The organism is Bacillus sp. RC51, from assembly GCF_044908115.1.
Lineage (GTDB): Bacteria > Bacillota > Bacilli > Bacillales > Bacillaceae_G > Bacillus_A > Bacillus_A mycoides.
On the sequence record NZ_JBIYCW010000005.1, the window covers coordinates 133298 to 146554 of the forward strand.

Below are 13257 nucleotides of genomic sequence, written 5' to 3' on the forward strand. Positions count from 1 at the left end.
ATGCAGGCAGAGAAGTTTCATGACCTCCCGCTTGAAGACGTGTTAGGTGACCGCTTTGCACGTTATAGTAAATATATTATTCAAGACCGCGCGCTTCCAGATGCGCGTGACGGTTTAAAACCGGTACAAAGACGTATTTTATATTCTATGTATGTAGAAGGAAACGTACATGATAAAGCGTTTCGTAAATCAGCTAAAACAGTAGGTAATGTTATCGGTAATTATCATCCACATGGTGATTCCTCTGTATATGAGGCGATGGTCCGTTTAAGTCAAACTTGGAAAGTACGTAATGTTTTAGTTGAAATGCACGGAAATAACGGTAGTGTTGATGGGGATCCAGCAGCGGCAATGCGTTATACGGAAGCACGTTTATCACCAATCGCATCTGAGTTATTACGTGATCTTGATAAAGAAACAGTAGAATTCGTGTCAAACTTTGATGATACGAGTGAAGAGCCTATTGTATTACCGGCAATGTTCCCGAACTTATTAGTGAACGGATCTACAGGGATTTCCGCTGGTTATGCAACAGAAATTCCACCACATCATCTTGGAGAAGTAATTGATGCTACAATGATGCGTATCGATCAACCGAATAGTTCTGTGGATGACTTGTTAACAGTTATTAAAGGACCAGATTTCCCTACAGGTGGTATTATACAAGGGATAGATGGCATTAAAAAAGCGTATGAAACAGGTAAAGGGAAAATTATTATTCGCGGAAAAGCAGAGGTTGAAACGATTCGTGGCGGGAAGCAACAAATCGTTATTACAGAAATTCCGTACGAAGTAAATAAAGCGAATCTTGTTAAGAAAATGGATGAATTACGTATAGATAAAAAGCTAGATGGAATTGCTGAAGTACGTGATGAGACAGATCGTACAGGTCTTCGTATCGTTGTAGAATTAAAAAAAGAAGCGAATGCTGAAGGTATTTTAAATTATTTATATAAAAATACAGATTTACAAATTCCATACAACTTTAATATGGTAGCGATAAATAATCGTCGTCCGACACTTATGACATTACCTAAGATTTTGGATGCATATATTGGACATCAGAAAGAAGTTGTTACAAGACGCTCACAATATGAATTAAGAAAAGCAGAAAATCGTCAGCATATTGTAGAAGGTTTAAAGAAAGCATTATCAATTTTAGATGAAGTGATTGAAACGATCCGTGGGTCTAAAGATAAGCGTAATGCGAAAGATAATTTAAGTGCGAAATTTGGATTTACAGAGGCGCAGTCAGAAGCAATTGTTTCACTGCAATTATATCGTTTAACGAATACAGATATTACAGCGCTAGAGCAAGAAGCAGCGGAACTTAGTAAGAAAATTATAGAGTTACAGTCAATTTTACAAAGTGAAAAAAGACTTTTTCAAGTTATTAAAACAGATTTGAAGAGAGTAAAGAAAACATATAGTGATAATCGCCGTGCGATAATTGAAGAGGAAATTGAAGAAATTAAAATCGATGTGGAAGTTATGATTCCGCAAGAAGATGTCATCGTTACTGTAACGAAAGAAGGCTATGTGAAACGAACAGGTTGGCGTTCGCATAATGCATCGAACGGGAAATACTTCGGTATGAAAGAGGGTGACATCTTACTTGAGCGTTTCGATACAAACACGACAGAAACCGTTCTTTTATTTACGAACAAAGGAAATTATATTTATCTTCCTGTGTATGAAATGCCAGAAATTCGTTGGAAAGATTTAGGTCAACACGTTGCGAATCTTGTTTCACTCGAGCGAGATGAATCGTTAATTTGGGCAACAGTCGTACCGAATTTTGAAGAAGAAAAACGATTTATCGTATTTGTTACACGAAACGGTATGATTAAGAAAACAGAATTAAACCAATATAAAGTGCAGCGTTATTCACGGGCATTCGTTGCTGTAAACTTGAAAAAAGATGATGAAGTTGTTGATATATTTGCGACAGATGGGACAAGTGATATTGTTCTTGCAACACATGGTGCATATGCACTTGTATTCAATGAAGAAGAAGTAAGTCCAGTTGGTGTCAGAGCAGCTGGTGTGAAAGCAATTAATTTAAAAGAAGATGACTATGTTGCTTCTGGTAAACCGTTAAATGGTGAAAAAGATCAACTTATTCTCGTTACGCAGCGAGGTGCTGTGAAACGTATAAAGGCATCGGAAATTGAGAAATCAACGAGGGCGAAGCGAGGCCTTGTAATTTTTAAAGAGTTAAAACGTAATCCGTACCGCATTGTCGGTATTGAAATTGTTCGAGATGATGAATTAGTTTACATGAAGACAGAGAAACACATTGTAGAAGAAATTGATCCGAAAGCGTTTCGAAATAAAGACCGGTATAGTAATGGTAGTTTAGTACTAGATGTTAATGATACTGGTGAAGTAATTGAAACGTGGACAAAAAAACGAACAGAGTAAATGTGAAAAAACCTTGCTAGTGTATAACTAGCAAGGTTTTTAGTTATGAAAAGGTATGTATGAGCAAAACGTTATGTATATAAAAATAATCTTGTTATAATAATGAGATGAAATCGTTCTCATAAAGTGAAACTTTAATCAGTGGGGGTTTTCTTCATCCCCCACTGATTATTAGCTTTCACCAATCGGGCTTTTACGAGCAGTTGATTCCTCACCTAATTTCTTTGCTTTCGCTGAATTTTGAGGTAGGAATCTTACTGCCCGCAAATAGCGGGATAAATGGAGGGGCAACATGAAAAAAATAGGTGTAGGGATTGTAGGATTTGGATTTTCTAGTACAACATTTCACATCCCGTTATTACAAACGATAGAAGAATACGATATTCGTGCTATTTTATCATCAAAAGAAGAAGTAGTGAAACAAGCATTACCAAATGCTGAAGTTGTTGGTACAATTGATGAATTAGTAAACCGAGCTGATATTGACTTAGTGGTTATTACTTCGCCGAATACAACCCATTTTCCATATGTAAAAGAAGCAATTGTACACGGCAAGCATGTTGTTGTGGAAAAACCATTCGTTGTTTCAATTGAAGAAGGAGAAGAACTTATTTCATTAGCGAAGCAACATAATGTCGTTTTAAGTGTGTATCATAATCGCCGTTTGGATAATGATTTCTTAACGATAAAGAAATTGTTAGAAGAAAAAAGAATAGGGAATGTATACGCATATGAAGCGCATTTCGATCGTTTCCGCCCACATGTACGTGATCGCTGGAGAGAAAAGAATTTACCGGGATCAGGAATTTTATATGATTTAGGCTCACATTTAATTGATCAAGCATTATCATTATTTGGGAAACCAGATGCGATACATGCTGATGTAATAAAGCAACGACCAGGTGCAGAAATTGATGACTACTTCCATGTTGTACTTCACTACGGAGTAAAGCGTGTCATTTTACATAGTAGCAGTTATGTGAAACAAGCTGGACCACATTTTACACTGCATGGAGATAAAGGTTCTATCGTGAAGTATGGTATGGATTCACAGGAAGAACAATTAAAGACTGGAATGAAGCCGGGAGATAATGGTTATGGAGCAGACCCTGAAGAGAATTTTGCTACTTTAGAAACAGAAGAAAGCTTAGAGCGTATTCCAACAGAAGTCGGCTGCTATGACATGTATTATAAAGGCGTGCGAGATAGCATATTAAATGGTGAAAAACTACCTGTAACTGCTCAAGAAGGTTTAGACGTTATTAAATTGATTCAATTGGCGACTGAAAGTAGTGAAACGGGTAGAGTCATTGCGGTAAAATAAAAAAGACACGAATTTCGTGTCTTTTTTATTTTTGTGGAACAGAAAGACCGTAAAAAAACATAGTGACTATATCTTGTATATGTTTTTCTCGATCTCCTTCAAGAAGTTGTGCCCCGAAATCATCACCTAACTTAGTGAACATTTGAATGTATAGTAACATCATTTCTTTAGTAAGGTGAGGGTTAATTTCATTTTTTTGCTGTGCTTGTTCTAGTATTTCTAAATACCAAGGCAGGATTTTTTCGTTTTGATAACTATAAATAAACTCTCGGAGCTCTTCATCCCTTTGCATCATTTGTAGTAACATATCTGGCTGAAATAACCCACCAGTATTCATTTTTCTTACAATCATTTTTTGCATCATATCATGAAAAGGTAAGTTTTCTTCTGCAAGATCTTTATAATATTGAAATTCAGATATTATAAATTCTTGTATGAGCTCCCTAAATAACGCATCTTTACTTCCAAAATGATTATAAATTGTAACTTGAGAAACGTTTGCTTTTTTTGCAATATGTTCTATTTTCACTTCATTAAATCCACGTTCTGAAAATAATTTAAAGGCCGCATCTTTAATGGCACGTTTTTTCTTTTCTTTCACTTTTTCAAAGCCGTTCAAAGCAATCACCTCATTTAAAATATACAAGAAAAAATAATTGAAAACAATATTTTTGAAATATGGACATATAAATATTTCAAAAAGTTGTTGCGAATATGAAAGATGAGGAGTACAATAATTTTGAAATATCATACATTAAATATTTCAAAAAATGAGGTGGGCTTATGATTTCAGTTCAAAATGTCACAAAACAGTTTTCAAATGGAAAAGGCTTGTTTGATATTACATTTGAAGTGAAAGAAGGGGAAGTTTTTGGCTACTTAGGACCAAATGGTGCTGGGAAATCAACAACGATTCGTAATTTAATGGGATTTATAAAACCGACGGCTGGTAAAGCGACAATTTTCGGATTAGATTGTTGGGAAGATGCTGCGAAAATTCAAAGAGAAGTTGGCTATTTACCAGGAGAAATTTCTTTTATTGAAGGAATGAATGGATTAGAATTTTTAAATTTGATGCAAGGAATGCGTGGGTTAAAGGAAACGAAGAGACGTGATGACTTGATAGAGCGTCTGCAATTCGATGTGAAAACACCAATTCGAAAAATGTCTAAAGGAATGAAACAAAAAGTAGGTATAGTTGCGGCATTTATGCATGATCCAGAAGTGCTAATTTTAGATGAACCGACATCAGGACTCGATCCACTTATGCAGCAAATATTTATAGATTTAATATTAGAAGAAAAGCAAAGAGGGAAAACGATTCTTATGTCATCGCATATTTTCACTGAAATTGAGAGAACTTGTGACAGAGTAGCGATTATTAAAGATGGTTGCCTTGTAACAGTTGAAAATATTCATGATTTACAAGAAATGAGACGACAGGTGATAGATGTAACAGTATCAGCGCAAGAAGAAATTGAGTCACTTACACAATCAAATTTACAATTCGAGGCTGTGAAAGGGAAAACAGCATCAATTATTGTACAAGGAAACTATCAAACTGTTTTACAAATACTTTCAAAATATAATGTAACTGCACTTCAAACAAGAGCAATGGATTTAGAACATTTATTTATGCATTATTACGATAAGAAAGAAGGGATAAAGCATGAATAAACAATTATTTTTAGCTAGTTTGAAAGAAACACAAAAAAGTATTTTGAGTTATGCGACTGGTGCAGCTCTTTATTTATGGTTATTAATTTGGATATTCCCATCGATGGTTTCAGCGAAAGGGTTAAATGAATTAATAAGTGCCATGCCTGATAGTGTAAAAAAAATTGTTGGAATGGAAAGTCCAATTCAAAATGTAATGGATTTTTTAGCTGGTGAATATTATAGCCTATTGTTTATTATCATTTTAACAATCTTTTGTGTCACGGTTGCAACGCATTTAATTGCTCGTCATGTAGATAAAGGGGCGATGGCATATTTATTAGCAACACCTGTATCCAGGGTGCAAATTGCTATTACACAAGCGTCTATTCTCATATTGGGACTACTAATCATAGTAACTGTTACGTATGTAGCGGGTATAGTAGGTGCAGAGTGGTTTCTACAAGATAATAACTTAAATAAAGAATTATTCTTGAAGATAAATGTAGTCGGAGGACTAATATTTTTAGTAGTTAGTGCTTATTCATTCTTCTTTTCTTGTATATGTAATGACGAAAGAAAGGCACTAAGTTATTCAGCAAGTTTAACTATCTTATTTTTCGTATTAGATATGGTAGGTAAATTAAGTGATAAGTTAGAGTGGATGAGAAATATATCTTTATTTACATTGTTTCGTCCGAAAGAAATTGCTGAAGGAACATATAATATATGGCCAGTAAGTATAGGCTTAACTGCTGGAGCGCTTAGTATCTTCATAGTAGCAATTGTAGTGTTTAGGAAGAGGGATTTACCGTTGTAAATTAGAAAGTCCACTGAGAAAGTGGGCTTTTTTCGTTTTTGTAGGAAAAAGATTTCTAGAATATACATTATTTATTAACGATAATCTACAGTATGTTTATTAAAAAACATAATATACACTATTAAAATAGTGTATATGTAACGAGGAAAAATGATGTTAAAAAACTATATAGAATTTTTATGAATATTACTGTAAGAAAATAATTTTTTAAAAATTTTTAATAATAATACTTTACAAATTTTAAAAAATTAGTAGAATAAGAAGTAGTAAGAATCGTCTGATAAATATATAAAGAAAAACAGAATTATCAGAAAATTCTTAAATAGATATCGTTTAGAATTAGGGAGGGTACAGAAAATGAAAAAGAAAAAAATGAAAAAACTAACAGCAGTTGTAGTACCGGTTTTAGCAATGAGCATGGCATTAACAGCATGTTCTACATCAGGTGGAGATAAGAAGACAAGTACAAATTCTAGCTCAAGTGGAGATAGCAAGTCAGGGGAAAAATTAGCAGCGAAACAAGTATTAAATCGAACAGAGACAAATGAAATTCCAACAATGGATACTTCTAAAAATACAGATACATTAGGTTCTCAAATTTTAGGGAACACGATGGAAGGTTTATATCGATTAGATAAAGATAACAAACCAATCCCAGCTGCAGCAGAATCAAGCACGAAGAGTGAGGATGGTAAAAAATATACATTTAAACTACGTAAAGATGCAAAATGGTCAAATGGTGATCCTGTAACAGCAAAAGATTTCGTATTTGCATGGCAACGTCTATTAGATCCAAAAACAACTGCTGAGTATGCGTTTATCGCATTCCCAATTAAAAATGCAGAAGCAGTTAACCAAGGGAAAGCAGAAGTATCTACATTAGGTGTAAAAGCAGTAGATGACCTTACGCTTGAAGTTGAATTAGAACAAGCAGTACCATACTTCTTAAATCTAGTTGCATTCCCATCGTACTACCCATTAAATGAAAAATTCGTAAAAGAAAAAGGCGATAAATACGGTTTAGAATCTGATACAACAGTTTATAACGGACCATTCGTTCTTACTGATTGGAAACATGAACAAGGCTGGAAACTAAAGAAAAATGATCAATATTGGGATAAAAAGACTGTAAAATTAGATGAAATTAATTACAGTGTAGTAAAAGAAGTAGCTACAAAGGTAAACCTATATGATACAGGTGCAGTTGATTCTGCACTTTTATCAGGAGAATTTGTTGATAAGTATAGAAATAATAAAGATGAGTTTGGAACATACTCACAAGTAAGTACGTACTTCTTACGTATGAACCAACAACGTGGTGGACAAGATACACCATTAAAGAGTCAAAAATTACGTGAAGCAATTGCACTTTCAATCGATAAGAAAAATTTAGCAAGTGTTATTTTAAATGATGGATCTAAACCTGCGGACTTCTTAGTACCAAAGGGATTAGCAACTGGACCAGACGGTAAGGACTTCCAAGAAACATTTAAAAATGGTATCAAGCCAGATGCGAAAAAAGCAGCTGCTGCATGGGAAGAAGCGAAAAAAGAACTTGGTAAAGACCAAGTTACAATTGAACTATTAAACTATGATACAGGTAATGCGAAAAAAGTTGGGGAATATGTTAAAGATCAAATTGAGAAAAATTTAAAAGGTGTAACAGTTACCATTAAACTTCAACCATTCAAACAAAAACTGAAGTTAGAAACAGAGCAAGATTATGATTTATCATATGCTGGTTGGGGACCTGACTACGCAGATCCAATGACATTCTTAGATATGTTCCAGTCTAAGCATTCTCATAACCAAATGAGCTTCTCTGATCCGAAATATGATGAAATGATTAAGAAGGCTGGCGGAGAATTAATGGGTGATGCGAAGAAACGTTGGGAAGAGTTAGGAAAAGCAGAAAAACTACTTATTGAGCAAGATGTAGCGCTTGTACCTCTATACCAACGTGGTGATGCTTACGTTCAAAAATCGAATGTAAAAGACGTTGTTCACCATAACATCAGTCCAGAGTATAGCTTCAAATGGACTTATATTACTGAAAAAGACGGAAAGTAATAGAATTTAAAAAACATTCCAAAAGTGGTTATTCTACTTTTGGAATGTTTTTTATTGAGCTAAAAATACTAATTTTTAGTTCAGTTAAATAGAGAAGCATAAGGGGTATAGTACGTACATATAGTAGATGGGGGATAAATCATACTAAATTACGAATATTAAAATCAGAATATTTAAAATAAAACTATTTACAAATGCGAAAAAAAGAGTAGAATAATATTAGTTGTAATTTTCAGAAAACTAATTGTTAGCAAGGGGTCTCTCAAGGGTTGGTAATGTACATATAATTAGGGAGGGTACAAAAATGAAGAGAAAAAAGATGAAAAAATTAACAGCGGTTGTAGTACCAGTTTTAGCAATGAGTGTTGCATTGACAGCGTGCTCTGGATCAGGTGGGGAGAAGAAAACGACTACTACATCTAATAGTGGGGAAGAAAAAAAATCTGATATTAAATATGCAGCGAAGCAAGTATTAAATCGTACGGAAAACCAAGAGATTCCAACGATGGATACTTCTAAATCTACTGATACGTTAGGGGCACAAATTTTAGGGAACACAATGGAAGGATTATATCGTCTTGATAAAGATAATAAGCCTATTCCGGCTGCTGCAGAATCAAGTACGAAAAGCGAAGATGGTAAAAAATATACGTTTAAACTGCGTAAAGATGCGAAATGGTCAAATGGAGATCCTGTAACAGCGAAAGATTTCGTATATGGATGGCAGCGCTTACTTGATAAAAACACAGCGGCAGAATATGCATTTATTGCTTACTATATTAAAAATGCAGAAGCGATTAATAAAGGTGAAAAACCTGCAACAGAATTAGGAGCAAAAGCTGTAGATGATTATACACTAGAAGTAGAATTAGAAAAACCGGTACCGTACTTCTTAAACCTATTAGCATTCCCGTCATATTATCCTTTAAATGAAAAGTTCGTAAAAGAAAAAGGAGAGAAATTCGGTTTAGAAGCAGATACAACATTGTATAACGGGCCATTTGTAATGGCATCGTGGAAACATGAACAAGGTTGGCAGCTGAAGAAAAATGATAAGTATTGGGATAATAAGACTGTGAAATTAGAAGAAATTAATTACAGCGTTGTAAAAGAAGTGGCTACAAAAGTAAATTTATATGATACAGGATCGATTGACTTTACATTACTGTCAGGAGAATTTGTAGATAAATATAAATCGAATAAAGATGAATACGGTGAGTATGCAGAATCAAGTACATTCTTCTTACGTTTAAATCAAAAGCGTAACGGACAAGATACACCGTTAAAGAGCAAAAAACTTCGTGAAGCAATTGCGTTATCAGTTGATAAAAAGGGCTTAGCAAACGTTATTTTAAATAATGGATCAAAAGCAACAGATCAATTGGTTCCAAAAGGGCTTGCGACAGGACCTGATGGTAAAGATTACCAAGATACGTTTAAAAATGGTCTGAAACAAGATACGAAAAAAGCAGCAGCTGCATGGGAAGAAGCGAAAAAGGAACTTGGAAAAGATCAAGTTACAATTGAATTACTAAGCTATGATGATGGAACTGCGAAAAAGATTGCTGATTATGTTAAAGATCAAATTGAGAAAAATTTAAAAGGTGTAACGATTAATACGAAAATTCAGCCGTTCAAACAAAAATTAAAATTAGAGTCAGCGCAAGATTATGAAATCTCTTATGCAGGCTGGAGCCCAGATTATGCGGATCCAATGACATTTATTGATATGTTTGACTCGAAGAGCCCGTATAACCAAATGGGTTATTCAAACCCGAAATACGATGAAATGGTACAAAAAGCAGGTAATGAATTACTGTCTGATCCGAAGAAACGTTGGGAAGCGTTAGGAAAAGCAGAAAAATTATTCCTTGAAGAAGATGCAGGGTTAGTTCCTTTATATCAAACAGGAAGATCATATGTAATGAAGCCAAATGTAAAAGGAATTGTGAAACACAACATTAGTCCAGAATATAGCTTTAAGTGGGCGTATGTAACTGAGGATGGCGGAAAGAAATAATATGAAAGCATTTCAAAAGTGGTTAATATGCTTTTGAAATGCTTTTTTTGTATGAATATGAGAATAAGACACATGGGAATTTTGAGGTCACCTTTAAAATTCTACTGTAGGAATAGTAGAAGGGATTCAATAAAATAGCTAGTGATATCATTTTTATAAGAAAAATATAGAACTTAGCAATAGCGAAGAATAAGAGGAGATATGTTTACATATAGTAGACGGGGGATAATTCATATAGTAGTTAAAACAACAAGTTACTATCATAAAAAAATAAATATTTAGAAAGTTTACAAAACTACTTTACAAAACTCGAAAAAACAGTAGAATATTAATTAATAAGAATTTTCTGATAACGAAAGTTAATAGAGAATCTCTAAATGTTAATATCGTACATATAATTGGGGAGGGTACAAAAAAATGAAGAGAAAAAAGATGACAAAATTAACAGCGGTTGTAGCACCAGTTCTAGTAATGAGTATGGCATTAACAGCTTGCTCTGGATCAGGGGATAAAGATAAGGCAAGCACAACGCCGAAAAGTGGCGAAAAAGAAGGCGGAAAATTAGCTGCAAAGCAAGTACTTAATTTAACGGAGAGCCAAGAGATTCCATCTATGGATTCTGCTAAAGCGACAGACCAAGTATCGTTTCTTGCTTTAAACAACGTAATGGAAGGTTTATATCGACTTGATAAAGATAATAAAGCAGCACCAGGGGTTGCTGAATCATATAAAAAGAGTGATGATGGTAAAAAATATACATTCACATTAAATAAAAATGCAAAATGGTCAAATGGAGACCCTGTAACAGCGAAGGATTTTGTGTTTGCTTGGAAACGTGCGGTGGATAAAAATACAGCAGCGGAATATGCATACATTATGTTTGATTTAAAGAACGCAAAAGCAATTAATGATGGGAAAGCACCACTTGATACGTTAGGTGTAAAAGCTGTAGATGACTACACATTAGAAGTAGAATTAGAAAATCCAGTTCCTTACTTTGTAGAATTAACTTCATTCGGAACATTCTATCCGTTAAATGAAAAATTCGTAAAAGAAAAAGGAGAAAAATACGGTTTAGAATCAGATACAACGTTATACAACGGACCATTTACATTAACAGACTGGAAACATGAAGAAGGTTGGAAGTTAAAGAAAAATGCACAATACTGGGATAATAAAACAGTTAAGTTAGAAGAAATCAACTTTAACGTAGTAAAAGATAGTGGTACACGTGTAAACTTATATGAAAGTGGACAAATCGATCGTGCTGCACTTGCATCTGAAATGGTTGACAAATATAAATCAAATCCAGACTTCTTTACACAAAAAACACCGTCAACGTACTTCTTACGTTTAAACCAAAAACGTGGTGGCCAAGATACAGTGTTAAAGAGTAAAGATTTACGTTTAGCGATTGCGATGGCGTATGATAAAAAAGGCTTAACGAATGTTATTTTAAATGACGGATCTACACCTGCAGATTACTTAGTACCAAAAGAATTTGCGAAGAGTCCAGATGGAAAAGACTTCCGTAAAGAAAATGGAGATATTTTAAAAACAGATGTGAAAAAAGCAAAAGAGCATTGGGAAAAGGCGAAAAAAGAACTTGGAAAAGAGCAAGTAACTGTAGAGCTATTAAACTATGATAGCGATAATGCGAAAAAAGTAGGGGAGTTCTTAAAAGGAGAGCTTGAGAAGAACTTACCAGGATTAACAGTGAATTTGAAAAACCAACCGTTTAAACAAAAATTAAAATTAGAATCAGATCTAGATTATGATTTATCTTACGCTGGCTGGGGACCTGACTATTTAGATCCAATGACATTCATTGATATGTTCGTTACAAATGGTCCTCATAACCAAACTGGATATTCAAATCCAAAATATGATGAAATTGTAGAAAAAGGTAAAGGCGAGCTATTAACGAAAACGAAAGAGCGTTGGGATAGCTTACTGAAAGCTGAGAAAATGTTACTTGACGATGCAGCAATTGCACCATTATATCAACGTGGTGATGCTCTTGTTCAAAGACCGAAAGTAAAAGGTATTATTCACCATCCAGTTGGTGGAGATTACAGCTACAAATGGGCATATATTGGTGAAGATAAGTAAGAGAGAGGGCGCGTGATGCGCCCTTTTTTTATGCACTTTTCTTCCTTCCTGGAATATATAAAATAAAAAAGGGAGAATCGTATGGAACGGAATACTTACATCGACTTCTTAGCTTATTACGGAATAGGGAGTGCTCATCCTGGTGGTTTTACGTTAACAAAACAATTATTATCTCAATTGCCACTTAGACATGGGGCTAGTGTCCTTGAGATAGGTTGCGGCACGGGGAAAACAGCGGCGTATATGACAAAAGAATTGGGTTATAAAGTGACAGCGGTTGAAAAGAATGAAATTATGATTCAAAAAGCGAAAGATAGATGGTTGTTTGATGGTTTAAATATACAATTGATTCAAGGCGATGTAGAAGGGTTACCGTGTTTAAATGATTCTTTTGAGCTTGTACTTGGAGAATCTATACTCGCTTTTACAAATAAAGAAAAGGTTATTTCGGAATGTTATCGTGTATTACAAAAGGATGGAAAGCTTGTTGTCATTGAAATGATTACCGAAAAACATATTGAGAAGAAAGAGGAGGAAAAGATTGGACAGTTATACGGTATGAAAGAATTATTAACTGAGAATGAGTGGATTCATTTATTTAAAGCAGCAAATTTTAAAAGAATTACAATTGGGGGTGGCGGAACTATTGCAGAAACAGTTGCAGGACATATGGAAGAGCCAGAGTGGAATGTATCACCGTTTATTCCGGAAGAATTGTATGAGGCGTGGGTGCAACACGAACAAGTACTGCTTATGTATCAACATATTTTAGGGCATCGCATTTTTATATGTGAAAAATAGAGAAAAAGAGTTGGCTAAAGATAGTCAACT

At 34.4% G+C, this 13257-nt stretch carries 9 protein-coding genes; 8 read left to right on the forward strand and 1 reads right to left on the reverse strand.

Features of this window, described 5'->3' with window-relative positions; translation table 11 throughout:
- Complete coding sequence (gene parC, locus ABH959_RS12930; RefSeq protein ID WP_002087770.1) at nt 1-2424, forward strand: DNA topoisomerase IV subunit A; 2424 nt, start codon at nt 1-3, stop codon at nt 2422-2424.
- Nucleotides 2425-2716: 292 nt separating this feature from the next.
- Nucleotides 2717-3748 (forward strand): oxidoreductase, encoded by a 1032-nt coding sequence (locus tag ABH959_RS12935; protein ID WP_404492676.1) that lies wholly within the window; start codon nt 2717-2719, stop codon nt 3746-3748.
- 25 nt (nt 3749-3773) lie between these two features.
- Here the strand turns inward: ABH959_RS12935 and ABH959_RS12940 are convergent, their stop codons facing one another.
- The gene (locus ABH959_RS12940) at nt 3774-4367 is read right to left on the reverse strand and encodes a TetR/AcrR family transcriptional regulator (RefSeq protein ID WP_404492677.1); all 594 of its coding nucleotides are present in this window, start codon (nt 4365-4367) and stop codon (nt 3774-3776) included.
- 164 nt (nt 4368-4531) lie between these two features.
- Here ABH959_RS12940 and ABH959_RS12945 point away from each other — a divergent pair, with 164 nt between their 5' ends.
- The 6 genes from ABH959_RS12945 (at nt 4532) to ABH959_RS12970 (ending at nt 13227) form a co-directional block, all read left to right on the forward strand.
- Nucleotides 4532-5425 carry an ABC transporter ATP-binding protein gene (locus ABH959_RS12945; protein ID WP_002014324.1) on the forward strand — a complete coding sequence of 298 codons (894 nt, stop codon included), beginning with the start codon at nt 4532-4534 and terminating at the stop codon, nt 5423-5425.
- Nucleotides 5418-6224, forward strand: coding sequence for an ABC transporter permease subunit (locus tag ABH959_RS12950; RefSeq protein ID WP_404490796.1), 807 nt, complete (start codon nt 5418-5420; stop codon nt 6222-6224). Before ABH959_RS12945 ends, ABH959_RS12950 begins: the two co-directional genes overlap by 8 nt.
- A 357-nt stretch (nt 6225-6581) precedes the next feature.
- Entirely contained in the window at nt 6582-8294 is a 1713-nt protein-coding gene (locus tag ABH959_RS12955) for a peptide ABC transporter substrate-binding protein (RefSeq protein ID WP_242310421.1), read from the forward strand.
- A 304-nt stretch (nt 8295-8598) separates the two neighbouring features.
- Nucleotides 8599-10314, forward strand: coding sequence for a peptide ABC transporter substrate-binding protein (locus ABH959_RS12960; RefSeq protein ID WP_078178701.1), 1716 nt, complete (start codon nt 8599-8601; stop codon nt 10312-10314).
- A 417-nt stretch (nt 10315-10731) separates the two neighbouring features.
- A complete protein-coding gene (locus ABH959_RS12965) occupies nt 10732-12426 on the forward strand; it encodes a peptide ABC transporter substrate-binding protein (RefSeq protein ID WP_404467711.1) in 1695 nt (564 codons plus the stop codon).
- Between the two features lie 81 nt (nt 12427-12507).
- Nucleotides 12508-13227 (forward strand): class I SAM-dependent methyltransferase, encoded by a 720-nt coding sequence (locus ABH959_RS12970; protein ID WP_078178703.1) that lies wholly within the window; start codon nt 12508-12510, stop codon nt 13225-13227.
- Nucleotides 13228-13257: the final 30 nt, after the last annotated feature.